This window comes from Brevundimonas sp. (assembly GCF_050729455.1).
Taxonomy (GTDB): Bacteria; Pseudomonadota; Alphaproteobacteria; order Caulobacterales; family Caulobacteraceae; genus Brevundimonas.
In genome coordinates this window covers 1-15,485 of record NZ_JBOHLI010000009.1, presented here as the reverse complement: position 1 = coordinate 15,485, position 15,485 = coordinate 1, and the positions used below count along the sequence as shown (strand labels likewise).

General features: G+C 68.0%; 19 protein-coding genes. 9 read left to right on the top strand and 10 right to left on the bottom strand.

Annotated features, from left to right (window positions below; all coding sequences use genetic code 11):
* The first annotated feature begins 16 nt into the window (after positions 1-16).
* Positions 17-622 carry a beta/gamma crystallin-related protein gene (locus tag ACREEF_RS03870; RefSeq protein ID WP_431564291.1) on the top strand — a complete coding sequence of 202 codons (606 nt, stop codon included), beginning with the start codon at positions 17-19 and terminating at the stop codon, positions 620-622.
* Positions 623-668: 46 nt separating this feature from the next.
* Here the strand turns inward: ACREEF_RS03870 and ACREEF_RS03865 are convergent, their stop codons facing one another.
* A complete protein-coding gene (locus tag ACREEF_RS03865; RefSeq protein WP_431564340.1) occupies positions 669-1,640 on the bottom strand; it encodes an NAD(P)H-quinone oxidoreductase in 972 nt (323 codons plus the stop codon).
* Positions 1,641-1,719: 79 nt separating this feature from the next.
* On the opposite strand from ACREEF_RS03865, the gene ACREEF_RS03860 reads away from it, so the two are divergent.
* On the top strand, positions 1,720-1,923 hold the full coding sequence (locus ACREEF_RS03860; RefSeq protein ID WP_114818774.1) for a DUF1192 domain-containing protein: 204 nt from the start codon (positions 1,720-1,722) through the stop codon (positions 1,921-1,923).
* Between the two features lie 141 nt (positions 1,924-2,064).
* Positions 2,065-2,556 (top strand): DUF1465 family protein, encoded by a 492-nt coding sequence (locus tag ACREEF_RS03855; protein ID WP_431564339.1) that lies wholly within the window; start codon positions 2,065-2,067, stop codon positions 2,554-2,556.
* A gap of 18 nt (positions 2,557-2,574) precedes the next feature.
* Here the strand turns inward: ACREEF_RS03855 and ACREEF_RS03850 are convergent, their stop codons facing one another.
* Positions 2,575-4,131, bottom strand: coding sequence for a L,D-transpeptidase family protein (locus tag ACREEF_RS03850; RefSeq protein ID WP_431564290.1), 1,557 nt, complete (start codon positions 4,129-4,131; stop codon positions 2,575-2,577).
* Positions 4,132-4,284: 153 nt separating this feature from the next.
* On the bottom strand, positions 4,285-4,509 hold the full coding sequence (rpmE, locus tag ACREEF_RS03845) for a 50S ribosomal protein L31 (RefSeq protein ID WP_105562861.1): 225 nt from the start codon (positions 4,507-4,509) through the stop codon (positions 4,285-4,287).
* Between the two features lie 131 nt (positions 4,510-4,640).
* On the opposite strand from rpmE, the gene ACREEF_RS03840 reads away from it, so the two are divergent.
* Positions 4,641-6,500: an ABC transporter transmembrane domain-containing protein gene (locus ACREEF_RS03840; RefSeq protein WP_431564289.1), complete on the top strand. Its 1,860-nt coding sequence runs from the start codon at positions 4,641-4,643 to the stop codon at positions 6,498-6,500.
* Between the two features lie 3 nt (positions 6,501-6,503).
* Here the strand turns inward: ACREEF_RS03840 and ACREEF_RS03835 are convergent, their stop codons facing one another.
* The 5 genes from ACREEF_RS03835 to ACREEF_RS03815 form a co-directional block, all read right to left on the bottom strand.
* The gene (locus tag ACREEF_RS03835; RefSeq protein ID WP_431564288.1) at positions 6,504-7,538 is read right to left on the bottom strand and encodes a glycerophosphodiester phosphodiesterase; all 1,035 of its coding nucleotides are present in this window, start codon (positions 7,536-7,538) and stop codon (positions 6,504-6,506) included.
* A 106-nt stretch (positions 7,539-7,644) separates the two neighbouring features.
* Positions 7,645-8,451 carry an inositol monophosphatase family protein gene (locus ACREEF_RS03830; RefSeq protein WP_431564287.1) on the bottom strand — a complete coding sequence of 269 codons (807 nt, stop codon included), beginning with the start codon at positions 8,449-8,451 and terminating at the stop codon, positions 7,645-7,647.
* Positions 8,452-8,587: 136 nt separating this feature from the next.
* Positions 8,588-9,154 carry an elongation factor P gene (gene efp, locus ACREEF_RS03825; protein ID WP_431564286.1) on the bottom strand — a complete coding sequence of 189 codons (567 nt, stop codon included), beginning with the start codon at positions 9,152-9,154 and terminating at the stop codon, positions 8,588-8,590.
* A 135-nt stretch (positions 9,155-9,289) separates the two neighbouring features.
* Positions 9,290-9,535, bottom strand: a complete 246-nt coding sequence (locus ACREEF_RS03820; protein WP_431564285.1) for a helix-turn-helix domain-containing protein — start codon at positions 9,533-9,535, stop codon at positions 9,290-9,292.
* The gene (locus ACREEF_RS03815; RefSeq protein ID WP_431564338.1) at positions 9,535-9,969 is read right to left on the bottom strand and encodes a DUF2975 domain-containing protein; all 435 of its coding nucleotides are present in this window, start codon (positions 9,967-9,969) and stop codon (positions 9,535-9,537) included. The genes ACREEF_RS03820 and ACREEF_RS03815 overlap by 1 nt, the downstream gene beginning before the upstream one ends.
* Before the next feature lie 149 nt (positions 9,970-10,118).
* Between ACREEF_RS03815 and ACREEF_RS03810 the strand changes: the two genes are divergently transcribed.
* Together ACREEF_RS03810 and ACREEF_RS03805 are read left to right on the top strand one after the other, a co-directional pair.
* Positions 10,119-11,054, top strand: a complete 936-nt coding sequence (locus ACREEF_RS03810; RefSeq protein WP_431564284.1) for an ABC transporter ATP-binding protein — start codon at positions 10,119-10,121, stop codon at positions 11,052-11,054.
* On the top strand, positions 11,054-11,737 hold the full coding sequence (locus ACREEF_RS03805; protein ID WP_431564283.1) for an ABC transporter permease: 684 nt from the start codon (positions 11,054-11,056) through the stop codon (positions 11,735-11,737). The genes ACREEF_RS03810 and ACREEF_RS03805 overlap by 1 nt, the downstream gene beginning before the upstream one ends.
* Before the next feature lie 103 nt (positions 11,738-11,840).
* On the opposite strand, the gene bfr is transcribed toward ACREEF_RS03805, so the two are convergent.
* Both bfr and ACREEF_RS03795 read right to left on the bottom strand, forming a co-directional pair.
* Positions 11,841-12,341 (bottom strand): bacterioferritin, encoded by a 501-nt coding sequence (bfr, locus tag ACREEF_RS03800; RefSeq protein ID WP_431564282.1) that lies wholly within the window; start codon positions 12,339-12,341, stop codon positions 11,841-11,843.
* A gap of 169 nt (positions 12,342-12,510) precedes the next feature.
* Positions 12,511-12,696: a (2Fe-2S)-binding protein gene (locus tag ACREEF_RS03795; protein ID WP_431564281.1), complete on the bottom strand. Its 186-nt coding sequence runs from the start codon at positions 12,694-12,696 to the stop codon at positions 12,511-12,513.
* A gap of 122 nt (positions 12,697-12,818) precedes the next feature.
* Here ACREEF_RS03795 and thiE point away from each other — a divergent pair, with 122 nt between their 5' ends.
* The 3 genes from thiE to ACREEF_RS03780 form a co-directional block, all read left to right on the top strand.
* Positions 12,819-13,478, top strand: a complete 660-nt coding sequence (thiE, locus tag ACREEF_RS03790) for a thiamine phosphate synthase (protein ID WP_431564280.1) — start codon at positions 12,819-12,821, stop codon at positions 13,476-13,478.
* Between the two features lie 64 nt (positions 13,479-13,542).
* A complete protein-coding gene (locus ACREEF_RS03785) occupies positions 13,543-15,222 on the top strand; it encodes an ATP-binding protein (protein WP_431564279.1) in 1,680 nt (559 codons plus the stop codon).
* 41 nt (positions 15,223-15,263) lie between these two features.
* Positions 15,264-15,485 (top strand): hypothetical protein (locus ACREEF_RS03780; RefSeq protein WP_431564278.1); only part of this gene is annotated, 222 nt, incomplete at its 3' end.

The following is a 15,485-nucleotide window of genomic DNA, read 5'->3' as shown; positions in this document are numbered from 1 at the left end:
CACAGGAGGACAGTTCATGAGACAGTTCGTGAGTATGGCGGCAGGAGCCGTCGTGGCCGCCGCAGGCTTCGTCGCCGTCCCCTCGGGGCCGGCCGAAGCTCAGGCCCAGGTGCGCGGCGCGCCGCGCGGCAGCTACGCCCAGTCCTGCACAGGTTCCTACGTCAACCAGGGGCGCCTGTATGCCGATTGCCGCAACACGCGGAATCAGGTGCGCGAGACGTCGATCGAACTGGCTCGCTGCTCCAGCAGCGACATCGGCAACGACAACGGCCTTCTGGTCTGCGGCAGCCATCGCGGCGACTATGAGGACGGACGCCCCGGCGGCGGCGGCGGCGGCGGCGGCGGCGGCTGGGGCAACGCCTCCATCACCGTCTATCGCGACGCCAACTATCGCGGCCAGTCGATGACCTTCCGTCAGGAGGTCTCGAACCTGCGCAACAGCGGTCTGAACGACGTCATCAGCTCCCTGCGTCTGGGCCGCGGCGACTGGGAAGTCTGCACCGACGCCTATTTCCGCGGCAACTGCCAGATCATCAGTGGCGATGTCCGCGACCTGCGTTCCAATGGCCTGAACGACCGGATTTCTTCGTTGCGGCCGGCCCGCCGCGGCGGCAACTGGTAAGCGTATGAAACGGGAGGCTTCGGCCTCCCGTTTTTCTTTGGGGCGCTCAGAGCGTCAGGACGATCTTGCCGACGTGGTCGCCAGCCTCAAGCCGCTGATGCGCGGCGGCGGCCTGGTCCAGGGAAAAGGTCGCCTCGACCCGCGCACGCACGGCGCCGTCGGCGACCCAGGGCCAAACGGTTTGTTCGACGGCGGCGGCCAGACGCGCCTTCTCGTCACCTGAGCGGCTGCGCAGGGTCGAGCCGGTCAGCACGATCCGTTTCAGCATGATCCGCATCAGGTCGATCTGGGCCAGGGCGCCGGTCAATGTGGCGATGACCACCCAGCGGCCGCCGGGTTTAAGCGCGTTCAGATTCAGCTCGGCATAGGCCGCGCCCACCATGTCCAGCACCACGTCGGCGCCGCCCTCGGCCTTGATGGCGACGGCCAGGTCCGTGGTCACGGCGTCCAGGCTGACATCGGCGCCGAGCTCGTAGGCCGCCTTGGCCTTGGCCGCGCCGCGCGAGGTGGCGATGACGCGGGCGCCCGCCGCCTTGGCCATCTGGATGGCCATGACGCCGATGCCGCTGGTGGCGCCGTGGATCAGCAGGGTCTCGCCCGCCTTCAGCCCGCCGCCCTCGAAGACGTTGGCGAAGACGGTAAAGGCGGTCTCGGGCAGGGCCGCGGCCTGAACGAAGTCGAGGCCGGCGGGGACGGGCAGGGCGTGCCGAGCGTCCACCACAGCGTAGTCGGCATAGCCGCCGCCGCCTAGCAGGGCGCAGACCCGGTCGCCCAGATTCCAGCGGGTCACGCCGTCGCCCAGCGCGTCTACCTCGCCGGCGACCTCCAGCCCCAGAATGTCGGAGGCGCCGGGCGGGGCCGGATAGAGGCCCAGGCGCTGAACGATGTCGGGCCGATTGACCCCGGCGGCGCGCAGGCGGATGCGGATTTCGCCTGGCGCGGGCGTCGGCATGGGCCGTTCGGCGAGCCGTAGGGCCTCGGCCGGGCCCTTGCCGCCTTCGATCTCGATGACCCGCATGATGCCTCCGCCGCTTGCAATCGTCGTCATTGGGGCGTTTTCATACGGGTTCGTGTGGTTTCTGGCCACGGAGGCGGTGATGACGTTCGAAGATCTGGAGCCCAGACCCCAAGGCGGCGAGGCGCTGAGGGCGCTGGGGCGCGAGGACCTGGACCTCTACGCCGTGGACGAACTGCATGAGCGGATCGCCGCGCTGGAAGCCGAGATCGCTCGGTCGAAAGCCGCCATCGACGGCAAGTCCTCCAAGCGCAGCGCCGCCGACGCCCTGTTCAATTTCCGCTGAGAAGCCTCTCCCGCGATTTCGTAATCCGTGGCATGACGATTGCAGTTCCGGTCCGTGCGGCGTCCTTTCGACCCGCGAGTTTTTGACGGACGCGCGTGACGTTTCATGGGTAGAATCGAGTTGACTGCCATCGACGCTGACATGGTCGGATTGCGTTCGCGCAGCGCTGAGGTGCTGGATTTCGCGCGCTCGGAACTGTTCGAGCGCACCTTCCGCGAGGGGATGGAGCTGGTCGAGGAGACCGCCGCCTATCTGGACGGCGACGGACGCCAGGATTCGCGTCTGCTGTCGCGCGCCGCGGCCCTGGCCTACGCTGGCGAGAGCATGAAGCTGACCACGCGGCTGATGCAGATCGCGTCCTGGCTGCTGGTGCAGCGGGCCGTGCGCGAGGACGACATGAGCGCCGCTGCGGCCTGCGAGCCGCGCTATCGGCTGGCCGACCGCAAGATCGAGAGCGAACCCAGCCACCGCGAGCTGCCCATCGCCCTGATCGAATACGCCGTGCGCGCCGAGAAGCTGTACGACCGCGTCCTGCATCTGGACCAGCGGATGTATGTGGAAGGCAGCGAGGAGCAGCCCGTCAATCCGGTGCAGAGCCAGCTGGATCGCTTGCAGGCGGCGTTCGGGGGCTGAGCCCCCGAAACTTTAGTTCTACGGCCCGACGTCGTTGGCGTCGCTCGGTCCGTCGGCGATCACGCGCGGCAGGTTGACGGCGATGCCGAGGGCGTCGGCCAGTTTGGCGTCCCGCTGATAAACGTCTTCGCGGAAGGCGACCCGCCCCTGTCCGTCCACAAAGGCGGTCCAGTAGAGCAGACGGACGGCGATCTCGCGGCCGGTGGTGACGCGTGTGGTCTGACGGCTTTCCTGGGCGACGTCGAACTCAGCCAGTTTGGTCGGATCGGGCGACAGTAGCAGGCGAGCGAATTCGACCGCGTTCTGCACCCGCACGCAGCCGTGGCTGCGCTGGCGCACCGTCAGGTTGAAGGCGGCCTTGCCCGGGGTGTCGTGCAGGAAGATGGCGTAGCTGTCGCGCAGCTCGAACTTCACATAGCCCAGCGAGGATTGCGGACCGGCGCGCTGCACCACCCAGCCGTCGGCGTTGATGTACATGTCGTGGGCGGCCAGATAGCCGGGACCCTTGGGCAGGATCTCGCGGCGGGCGATGCCCATGGGCACGGTCCACGGCGGATTGGCCACGACCGAGGCGAAGGGCTTCTCCAGGCTGGGGGTCTGGTTCTCGGCCGTGCCGACGACGACGCGGTTGGAGTGAACCGGCTTGCCGTCCTTCCAGTAGACCATGATGGCGGCGGCGGTGTTGACCTCGATCCGCTCGGGATTCAGTTCGCGCTTCAGCCAGCGGCGGCGTTCCAGATTGAGAGCGATCTGGCGGGCGCGGTCTTCGGCCGAGGCGCCGAGCGAGCGCTGGGTGCCGGGGCCGACCCGGCCGTCGGCGCCCAGGCCGTGACGGGTCTGGAAGCCGCGCACGGCCTGTTGCAGTTCAGCGCCATAGGCCAGATTGCCCTTGAGCCGTTCGCCGGCGGCGGCGCTCAGGTCGCCTTCGGCGACCAGGCGGGCGATCAGGGCGGGGATGCGGTTGTCGCTGGCGCCCGGTTCGATGGTGGGACCGGACCGGAAGGCGGGCCAGCCGCCCGCGCGCGTGATGCGACGATAGCGGGCATAGCCGGCCGACAGATTGGTGTAGCCGATGTCGGTCGGGGCCAGGCCGTCGAACCACTGGCTCAGGCGGTTGGCGCTGATCGCCTGGGTCAGGCCGGCGGGAATGTCGACGCTGTTCTTGTTCATCTCCCACAGGTCCTCGACCGTCTCGGGACGGACGCGGCCCTCGGCCAGAACGCGGGCGTAGGTCACGGCGGCGGCGGTGGTGCGGATCTCGGCCGAGGCGGGATCGGCGGCCAGGCCGACGAAGTCGAAGAAGTCCCCGGCGGGCAGGGCGTGACGCTCGGCGCCGGCGGCGACTTCCTGAAGCACGCGCAGGCGATCGGCGGTCCAGATCGGCTTGCCGCCGGTCAGCTGATAGACGGCGCGGACGTCAGCCTGCACGGCCTCGGGCAGGCGGCTGGCCTGGGCGTCGAAGCCGGCGATAAAGGCCTGGGGATCGACCGGTCGGTTCTGCGCCAGTGCGGAGGAGGCCGCGCCAAGGGTCAGGGTCGTCGTGGCGACGCCAAAGCCCAATTCCCGTCGGTTCATATGCAAAAGCTCTTAAGTCCGGTCCGGCGCCAGACCCGTCGCCTGCGCCCCGAAGGATCGAACGCAGCCATGTTATCGACGTTCCGGGCAAACAAAAAGCGCCGGCCCATCGGACCGGCGCTTCTGTGGCGACTATGTCGCAGGCTGTAAGGCTTACTTCTTGATGAAGCCGCCGAACTTGTTGTTGAAGCGCGACACGCGGCCACCGCGGTCCAGCATCTGGGCGTTGCCGCCGGTCCAGGCGGGGTGGGTCGACGGATCGATGTCGAGGGCCAGCGAGGCGCCTTCCTTGCCGTAGGTCGAACGGGTCTGGAAGGTGCTGCCATCCGGCTTCACAACCGTGATGAAGTGGTAGTCGGGGTGCGTGTCCGCTTTCATAGGTCTGATCCGTCTCTGCGCGGCGACGATGCCGACCGTCAGTGCGCGTAAATAGAGAAACCCGCCGAGGCTGCGGCGGGAATGAGGGGCGGCGTTTACACCGGGGGGCGTTCCGGGGCAAGAGCGCGGGTATGACCCAGGTTTCCTCACCTTCCGCTCCTCAAGAAGCCAGCTCAGCGGCTCGGGGCCGCCCCGGCGCCGGCGCCCTTCTGGTCGAGCAGATGGACGAGGCGGGCGGCAAGCGCGCCAAGACCCGCAACATCAAGCCCCTGGGGCGTCTGCTGCCCTTCATGATGCGCCATCGGCTGGACGCGGGGATCGCCGGCCTTTGGCTGATCGGCTCGACCGCGGCGTCGCTGGCGCTGACCGCGACGGCGCGGGGGGCCATCGACAACGGCTTCGATAACGGCGGCCGCGACATCAATCTGTGGTTCCTGATTCTGGGCGCCAATGCCCTGATTCTCGGGCTGGCGACGGCCTTCCGCTATTTCTACGTCACCAAGACCGGCGAGCGGGTCATCGCCGACCTGCGCACCGCCCTGTTCAAGCGCATCCTGACGCTGGATCCGGTCTTCTTCGCCCATATGCGGACCGGCGAGGTGCTGTCGCGCCTGACCACGGACATCCAACTGGTCGACACCCTGCTGACCACCTCGGTCAGCTATGCCCTGCGCAACTTCTTCACCCTAATCGGCGGGGTGATCCTGCTGTTCTTCGTCAGCCCCAAGCTGACCGGCTTCGTGCTGCTGATCGTGCCGGTGCTGATCGTGCCGCTGTTCGTCTTCGGCCGTCAGGTGCGCAAGTTGACGGTCAAGTCGCAGGACACCTTCGCCAATGCTGTCGGCTTCGCCGGCGAGAGCGTGGACGCCATCGAGACGGTCCAGGCCTTTGGCCGTGAAAAGAGCGCCATCGGCCGCTTTGGCGCGGCGGTGGAGGAGGCCTTCGGCGTCTCCCTGATCCGGATGCGGGCGCGGGCGGTGATGACCGCCCTGATCATCGTCGTCATGTTCGGCGGCGTGACCCTGGTGCTATGGCTGGGCGCGCAGGACGTGATCGCCGGAAGCATGACGCCGGGGGCGCTGCTGCAGTTCGTCCTGCTGTCGGTCTTCGCGGCGGGGGCTGTCGGCGCGCTAGGCGAAAGCTGGGGCGACGTGCAGAAGGCCGCCGGGGCCATGGAGCGGATCGACGAACTGATGCGGGCCGTCCCCGCCATCGCCCCGCCCGCGACGCCGGTCGCCCTGCCGCAGCCGCCGCTGGGCGAGGTGTCGATGTCGGCGGTGGACTTCGCCTATCCGGGCCGTCCCGACCTGCCGGCGCTGAAGGGCTTCAGCCTGACCGTGCGTCCGGGCGAGACCGTGGCCTTGGTCGGGCCGTCGGGGGCGGGCAAGTCGACGGTCTTCCGTCTGCTGCTGCGCTTCTATGATCCGCAATCGGGTCTGGTGTCGGTGGACGGCGTGGACGTGCGCGCCGCCGATCCGATCGAAGTGCGCGAGCGCTTCGCCTGGGTGTCGCAAGAGGCGCCCCTGTTCTCGGGCTCGGCGTTGGAGAACATCCGCTTCGGCCGTGAAGTCGCAAGCCTGGCCGAAGCCCGCGCCGTGGCCGACGAGGCCCAGGCTCTGGGCTTCATCGAGGCCCTGCCGCAGGGCTTCGACACGCCGCTGGGCGAGCGCGGCAAGAGCCTGTCGGGCGGCCAGCGCCAGCGCCTGGCCATCGCTCGCGCCCTGGTGCGTGAAGCCCCCATCCTGCTGCTGGACGAGGCCACCAGCGCGCTCGACGCCGAGAACGAGCGTCTGGTGCAGGCGGCGCTGGATCAGGCCATGGAGGCGCGCACCACCCTGGTCATCGCCCACCGTCTGGCGACGGTTCTGCGGGCCGACCGCATCGTCGTCATGGACGGCGGCAAGGTGGTCGAAGAAGGCACCCACGCCGAGCTGACGGCGCGCGGCGGCCTGTATGCGCGTCTGGCGGCCCTGCAGTTCCAGGGGACGTAAGGCCTAGCGCGCTCCGACCGCCGCGCCCGGCAAGTCGCTGAACACGGCGTCGACGCCGAGGGCGTAGAAGGCCTGCAGATAGCCGCTCAGGTCGCCGTGGTCGGCGGGTGCGTCGCCGTGGCGGCGGTCTAGCGGCAGGAAGGCGTTCTCGGCGCGGAAGGTCCAGACCACGACCTTCAGCCCCGCCGCATGGGCGTCGGCGACCAGCGAAGTGGCGGGTCGGCTGCGGGCCATGTCGTCGCGCGGCAGGATCATCCCGGTCTCGACCCCGACCGCATCAGCATAGGCGGCGACGGCGCCCAGGCCGTCCGGCGTGCTCATGGCGGCGTAGGTCAGGTCGGGACGGTCGGCGGGGCCGCCAGAGACGCTCATCAGTTGTAGCAGGGGCGCGTCGATGCGGGCCTTCAGCCGTTGCAGCGGTCCGACCTCGAAGCACTGGACCAGGATCGGGGCGTCTGCTTCGGTCAGGCCGTGACGCTCAAGCGCGACGACAAAGGCGTCCTCCATCGGCAAGCCGATGCCGGCGAAATAGGAGGGGTGCTTCAGCTCCGGCGCGACGCCGATGACGCGCCCCGTGCGGGCGGTTTCCTCGCGGGCGATGGCGACGACCTCGTCGAAGGTCAGGATGAGCTCCTGACCGTCCCAGGCGGTGTTGGCGGGGCGGAGCAGCGGCAGGCGCTCGCGGGCGCGCAAGGTCTTCAACTCGGCCAGGGTGAAGTCTTCGGTGAACCAGCCGGTGGTGTCGACGCCGTCGATGGTCTTGGTCGTCTTGCGATCCGCGAACTCGGGCCGCTCGGCTACATCGGTCGTGCCACCGATCTCGTTTTCGTGGCGGACCACGAACTGTCCGTCGCGGGTCATGACCAGATCCGGCTCGATGAAATCCGCCCCCTGTTCGACGGCGAGCTGATAGGCCAAGGCCGTATGCTCGGGCCGTTCGCCGGACGCGCCGCGATGGGCGATGACCTGTGGATGGGGCGCAGACATGGCAGGGGTTCCGCTGAGAACGAGAGCGGCGCTCAGGATGAGACGGATCATGCGCCGAGGGTAGGGGGCGCGCACGACGTGGCTGTGAAGGGCGCAAGGAAAAGGCGGCGGGGCTTTCGCCGCGCCGCCTCTTGCCGATGTCGATGGACGCCGGGTCTTAGGCCGCTTGCAGGAGCTTGCGCAGCTGCGGGTGCAGTTCCGGGTTGGCGGCGACGATCTGCTTGCCGTTCTTGGGGTCGCCGTCGATGTCGATGGTGGTGACCACGCCGCCGGCTTCGGTGACGAACAGGATGCCCGCCGCCACGTCCCACGGCTGCAGGTTACGCTCGAAGAAGGCGTCGTAGCGGCCCGCGGCGACCCAGGCGAAGTCCAGCGAGGCGGCGCCCAGACGGCGGATGCCGGCGACGCGCTGGCCGACCGCGTGGATGTCCTTGATCGACTGGGCGTGGCCCGACTTGCCGATGAAGGGCAGGCCGGTCGAGATCAGGCTTTCCGACAGGTCGCGACGGCCCGAGACGCGGATGCGCTGGTCGTTCAGATAGCAGCCCTTGCCCTTTTCGGCCCAGAACAGCTCGTTCATCACCGGGTTGTAGGTGACGCCGGCGACGATCTCGGACGAGCCGTCGGGGTGCTTGCGCTCCAGGCCCACCGTGATGGCGAAGTGGGGCATGGCGTGCATGAAGTTGGTGGTGCCGTCGATCGGATCGACGATCCAGGTGTGCGACTTGTCGGTGCCTTCGACTAGGCCGCGTTCCTCGCCGAGGAAGCCGTAGCCGGGGCGGGCCTTCATCAGCAGTTCGTAGAGGGTGTCTTCGGCCTTCAGGTCGGCGGCCGTGACGAAATCGCCGGGCCCTTTGCGCGAAACCTGAAGCTGGGCGACTTCGCCGAAATCGCGGAGCATGGGGCGGGCCGTCTTGCGGACCGCGCTGATGATGACCTGAACGAGAGCAGAGGCGAGGGCCATGGGGTTCTCCTGGTCCGGCTATCCTTGAAGGCCCTGTCGGCCCGGAGAGACGGAGAAGCAAAAGGGGCGCGGACCATCCGCGCCCCTGTAGATACGTCTTACAGCGCCCGACCTTGGCCGGGAAAGACGGTGTTTGTTAGTCCGCGCGGCGGACGTATTCGCCGGTTGAGGTGTCGACGACGATGCGCTCGCCCACGCCCATGTAGGGCGGGATCATGATGCGGACGCCGTTGTTGGCCTTGGCCGGCTTGTAGGACGACGAGGCCGTCTGGCCCTTCACGGTGGGCTCGGTCTCGACCACTTCCAGCGTGACCTGTTCCGGCAGCTCGAGGCCGATCGGACGCTCTTCGTGCATCTCGATGATGACCTTCATGCCCTCTTGCAGGTAGGGGATGCGCTCGTCGCCGACCCAGCCCTTTTGCAGTTCGATCTGCTCGTAGGTGGCGTCGTCCATGAAGACCAGGCTGTCGCCGTTGTCGAACAGGTAGGAGAAGTCCTTCTGTTCCAGGGTGACGCGCTCGACCTTGTCTTCCGACCGGAAGCGCTCGGACAGCTTGTTGCCGGTTTCGAGGTTCTTGGCCTCGACGTTGGCGAAGGCGCCGCCCTTGCCGGGCTTGACGTGGCTGGCCTTGGTGACGACCCAGAGGCCGCCGTTGTGCTGCAGGACCATGCCGGGCTTGATGTTGTTGCCGTTGATTTTCATAGAAACCGCTGGATCTGAGGGCTGGGGGCGGCCCGGCCGCATCAAAGGCGGGCGCGCGAAATCGCGGCGAGCCGTAGAGGAACAGCGGAAAAAGGGCAATGGGGCGCCGATCGGCGGTCGATTGAACCGGCCTCGTCAGTCCGCCTCTTCCCCGCCGGGCGGCTCCAGATCGGCGGGATCGAGGTCATAGTCCAGCAGGTCGCCGGGCCGGCAGCCCAGGGCCGCGCACAGTCGGGCCAGGGTGCGAAAGCGGATGCCCTTCACCTTGCCCGAACGGAACAATGAAAGTTGGGTCTCGCTGAGCCCGACCTGGGCGGCGAGATCGCGGGCCTTGATCCCCTTGGCGACGATCAGTGCGTCGAGGGTGACGCGGACGGCCATCAGATCATCTCGTCCAGTTCGGCCTGGACGGCCCCGGCCTGATCGACCACTCGACCCAGCAGGAACAGGGCGCCGCCGATCATGCCGAGCGTCATGCCCGCCACGTCGAAATGCAGGTAGCCGCCGCTGGTGTGCCCGAGCAGGCGAAGCAGGTTGGTGACGACGAAGACGCTGATCACCCCGCCGAAGCCGAGCGACAGGCCGACACGGCGCAGGGCCGAGGCCAGGGTCGGCTGGATCAGCCGTCCGCGCGCCAGCTGCCCCATCGCCCGCCCGATGAACCAGACGCCGAGCAGGTAACAGACGGCAGGGGAGGCCCAGATCAGGTCACCTCCGAACCGCCATGGAAAGTCGGGCGACGGGTTGCGGAGCCAATGCGCTGCCGGCGCGACGACGTGCATCAGCGCCAGCAGGCCGCCCACGCTGGCCACCATGAAGATCGCCAGCCAGCGGTACTGGCCGCAGAGGCGGCGAAAGCGGTCGAGGTCTCGGGTCACGAGGGTCTCCGATTCTGACGTTTCTTTAATCTTGACTTAAAGATCACTGCTTCGCAACTTTATCTAAGAGTTAAATGGAGGCGGCGATGGCCGGAATGGTGGAGACGGAGGAGCTGACGCGGCGCTTCGGCGCGCGGACGGCGGTGGATGCGGTGTCGATGACCGTGCCGGATCAGGCGGTCTATGGCTTCCTGGGCCGCAACGGTGCGGGCAAGACGACGACGCTGAAGATGCTGCTGGGCCTGATCCGGCCGACCGCCGGGACGGCGCGGATCGGCGGCGTCGATGTGGCGCGGGACCGGATCGCGGCGGCGCGCAAGGTCGGCGCCTTGCTGGAGACGCACGGTTTCTACGGCAACCTGACCGGGCGCGAGAACCTGGACATCAGCCGCCGCTTGCTGGGCCGGCCGACGACAGAGATCGACCGTGTGCTTGGCGTGGTCGAGATGCGGGCCGATGGCGGCCGCCGGGTCGCGGGCTATTCCCTGGGGATGCGGCAGAGGCTGGGTCTGGCGCGCGCCATGCTGGGCGCGCCGCAGGTTCTGGTGCTGGACGAGCCGACCAACGGTCTGGACCCCGACGGCATCGCCGAGATGCGCCGCTTTCTGCGCGACCTGCCGGCCCGGACCGGAGCGACGGTCCTGCTGTCCAGCCACCTGCTGGGCGAGATCGAGCAGATCGCCACCCATGTCGGCGTCATCCATCAGGGGCGGCTGGTGCTGGAGGGCGAACTGGCGGCGTTGAAGGCGGCCGAGGCGCCGGAAATCCATCTACGCGTGGACGACCATGAGCGAGCGGCGGCGGTGCTGGCCGGACACGACCTGACCGTGACGAAGAGCGCCGAAGGCCTGACGGCGCGGCTGCGCGCGGGGCAGGACCACGACGCCGTGACGGCGCGCCTGAACCGGGCCCTGGTCGAGCAGGGCGTCGCCGTCTTCGCCGTCGGCGCGCGCGAGCATTCGCTGGAGGCCTTGTACCGCCAGGTCACGGAAACCGTGCAACCCCTGCCGGAGGCCGCGTGATGCTGTCCGTTTTGTCCGTCGAGGTTCGCAAGCTGAACCGGTCGCTGGCCCTGTTGCTGGCGGTGGCCGCGCCCAGCCTGATCGCCGTCTTCGCCTTCTTCATGATGCTGCGCGCCAAGCAACCCTCGCCCTGGGATATGTGGATCGGGACGGGCTCGGCCATCTGGGCCTATTTCATGATGCCGATGAGCGTGACGGCTCTGACCGCCCTGGTGGCGCATATGGAGCACGGGCCGAAGTCCTGGGATCACCTGCGCGCCCTGCCGATCCCGAGGTGGAGTCTGTACGCCGCCAAGGCGGCCTGCGTGGTCGGTCTGGTGGTGCTGATGAGCGCCGGCGTGCTGGCGCTGTCGACGGCCTCGGTGTCGCTGGCGGCCCTGATCAAACCCGCTGTCGCGCCGACGGGGGCGTTCGATCTGGCGAGCTACGCACGGGCTCTGGGGCTGATGCTTGTCGCGGGCACGCTGATGATCGCCATCCAGTTCTGGGTGGCCATGCGTTTCGCCAGCTTTGTCCCCGCCCTGATCGTGGGCATAGGCGGCGCCTTCTTCGCGGTGGTGGCGACCTCGGCCAAGCAGGGCGTCTTCATGCCCTGGCAGATGCCGGTCAACATCCTGGCCGGCGAGGCGTGGCGAATGCAGGCGGCCCTGGGGCTGGGCGGGGGCTGGGTCTGGTCGTTCTGATCCTGGCCGTGGCGCATCTGGCGCGACGCGAAGTGCTCTAGCCAACGAAAAGGGGCGGCCGAAGACCGGCCGCCCCTTCATCTTGCGGACGTTCAGTGAGCGATCAGCCGCCGGTGGCGGCGCCGTCGGTCTTGATCTCGCTCATGGCGGACTGGAGGTAGTTCTGGGCGCCCAGCAGTTCGATCAGCTTGTGCTGGTTTTCCAGGAAGTCGACGTGTTCCTCGGTGTCGGCCAGGATCTTCATCAGCAGGTCGCGGCTGACGTAGTCGCGGGCTTCCTCGCACTGGGTGACGGCGTCGCGCGTCGTGGCGCGGCTGTCGATCTCCAGCTTCAGGTCGGCACCCAGGCATTCGATCGGCTCCTCGCCGACCTTGAGCTTGTGCAGGTCTTGCAGGTTGGGCAGGCCGTCCAGGAAGAGGATGCGCTTGATCAGCATGTCGGCGTGCTTCATCTCGCCAATCGATTCCTGATAGATCACCTCGCCGAGGTGGCTGAGGCCCCAGCTCTCGAACATGCGGGCGTGCAGGAAGTACTGATTAACCGCCGTCAGTTCGTTGGTCAGAACCGCGTTGAGGGTGCGGATGATCGCCGGGTCGCCCTTCATGGTCGTCGCCTTTCGTCGTCGGCGGCGGAACGGACGCCCGAACGGCGTCCAGACTCGATCCACGGCCTGTCGCGAGAGCTTTTACCACGGCAAAGGCGGCGAAATTTATTTGCGAGTATTTATCACTGCATTGATAGTGCGAGTGAATTTCGTCTTTCGACGCGCCAGATTACTCGGCGGCGAGGGCGAAGGCGGCCTGGGTGTCCTGAATCATCTGGCGCATTTCGCAGACGCATTTGGCGCACTGGGCAGTGCATTGATTGGACGCGAAAATCTCACGCGGGCGAGTGGCGCCGGCTTCGATGGCCTGGGCGACGTCACGCTGGCGAAGACCGTTACAGTTGCAGACGTACAAGGCGACGCGCCCCGAGGCAGTTACTGAGAATGGCTCGCTATAGCATTTATTAAGGCGAGTGCAAATCGTTCGCATGGGGTTGCGACATTGACGCCCGGCGCGGGGACGGGCAGGGCGGGGACATGGCTCGTCAACCCGCTCTTCCGCCCCGCCCGCCCTGTCAGCTGTATCTGATCACGCCCCCGGTCATCGTCGACCTGGAGGCCTTTGCCGGCCTGCTGGACCAGGCCCTGTCGGCGGGACCCGTCGCGGCCCTCCAGATTCGCCTCAAGGACGCCTCGGACGATCAGATTCGCGCCGCCGCGGCGCGGCTGGCGCCGGTCGCCCAGGCGCACGGCGTGGCGGTGATCCTGAACGACCGCCCGGACCTGGCCAAGGCCACGGGCTGCGACGGGGTTCATGTCGGGCAGGAGGATACGCCGGTGGCCGAGGCGCGGCGCATCATGGGCCCGGACGCCATGATCGGCGCCACCTGCCATGACAGCCGCCATCTGGCGATGGAGGCGGCCGAGGCGGGCGCGGACTATGTCGCCTTCGGCGCCTTCTTCCCGACCGACACCAAGGAAACCACGCATCGGCCCGAGCTGGCCGATCTGACCATCTGGCAGGAAACGATGGAGACCCCCTGCGTCGCCATCGGTGGGATCACCGTCGAGAACGCAGCCGGACTGGCTGCGGCGGGGGCCGATTTCGTGGCCGTCAGCGCCGGGGTCTGGAAACATCCGAAGGGGCCGGCGGAGGCCGTGCGGGCGTTCAACGCGGTCCTCGCGAACGCCTTCTGACTTCAGAGGATGTTTAGGAAGCTTGGGCAGGATGGGGTGTTAGTCGCGTACATCGGACCCGATCATGACAATGAGCCCCGCGCTCGACAGGCCTGAGCCCATTCTCGACATTGCCTCCGCAGACGGCAAGGGCGCGATCGCAACTGCGCCCAGCGCCGCCTTCTTCCGCCAACCGCTTGCGCCGATCCTGACGGCTGTCGGCGTGACCGTGCTGGTTGTCCTGGCGATCAGTTTCGCCCGGACCAACGGCCTGATCGCCGCCCTGTGGGGCGCGGGCGGTCTGGCGCTGGCGGTCTGGCTGCGAGGCGGGCGCGGCCTGACCTATGACCTGGGTTTCGGCGTCCTGTTGACCACCGGGGTTCTGGCGGGCGAGTTCCTAGTCGGAAACGGGCCGCTCCTGTCGGTCATGTTCACTGCGATGAACCTGCTGGAGATCGTTCTGGCGGTGGTTCTGACGCGCCGTTTCGTTTCAGGGCTGAGCGTCAATTCGGTTGAGGGGCTGACGCGTTTCCTGGCCGTCTGCGCCGCCGCGCCTCTGCCGGCGGCCATCCTGAGCGCCCTGGCGCTGAATGCGTTGAACGGATCGGACATCGTCAACAACCTGCGCATCTGGTGGTTTGGCCATGCGTTGGGATTCGTGGTGGTCGGCGCCTTTGGGCTGGCCTTGCAGCGTCGGCATCTGTTGATCGTGCGTCAGCCCGCCCGCCTGGCCGAGAGCGCGGCCCTGCTGGGGCTGATCGGCGGCGCCTGCTACGCCATCTTCTCGCATCTGAGCCTGCCTTACGGCTTCCTGCTGATGCCGTTGCTGCTGATGATGGCGGTGCGGTTCCGGGTCGTCGGGATCGCCGCCGCCCTGGTGGTGGTCTCGGTCGTGGCGATCGCCGGGACGATGGCGGGGCACGGTCCCTATCATTCATTTACACCCGCGAACCGGGCCCTGCTGGCTCAGCTTCTGGTGCTGCTGGGCTATATGCCGATCCTGATGGTGGCGGCCCTTTTGGAGGAACGCGACCGGCTGGCCGAGCGGGCGCGGGCCGGGCGTGAACGGGCCGAGCGAGCCTCCGCGGCCAAGTCGCGTCTGCTGGCCAACGTGGCGCATGAGATCAAGAGCCCCGTCGGCGGCATCATCGGCATCGGCGAACTGTGGGCCGGCGGCCAGCTGGGCGGGGTCTCGGCGACCCAGGTTGAAATGGCGCAGATGCTGGTCAAGACGGCGCGTCAGGTCGAGACCCTGGCCCATGACCTGCTGGACGTGGCGCGCGCCGAGTCCGGGGCGGTCAAGGTTGAGCTGCGCCCCACGGACGTGCCGGGTCTGCTGGAGGACGTGCGGCGCGCCCTGATCCTGAAGCCCGAGGCCAGGGGGCTGTCGGTCGAAGTGGTGGTCGAGGGCGACGCCTTGATCGCCCAGGCGGATTCGCAGCGTCTGGCCCAGGTCATCGGCAACCTGGCCGGGAACGCCGTCAAATACGGCGCTGCGGGCGGAATGGTGCGGCTGCGCGCAGCCTGGGCCGACGACCGGGTGCGGATCGAGGTCATCGACCGCGGCCCCGGTCTGTCGGTCGAGAAACAGGCGCAGTTGTTCGAGCCGTTCAACCGGCTGGGCCTAGAACGCTCGGCCATCGAGGGGCACGGCATCGGTCTGGCCCTGGCCAAACGTCTGACCGAGCTTCAGGGCGGAGAGATCGGCGTGATCTCGGTGTCGGGCGAGGGCGCGACCTTCTGGGTCGAACTGCCGGCGGCTTGACCATTGACCAAGGCGCGCGCCAAGGTTCGGGGATGAAAACCGTGCTTCTCGCTACCGTCCTGTTGAGCGCCGCGCCGATGGCGGCTCATGCCCAATCTTCGAGCGCCGAGGATCTGACGCGGCGGCTGAACGGCGGGCCGCCGGCGGCGACGCGCCCGGCCCCTGCGACCACGCCTACGCCGACCCCCGCGCCGACGGCGGCGGCGCCCGTTCGGCCGACGGTGGCGCCCACGCCGAGGCCTGCGCCAGCACCCGGACAGTCG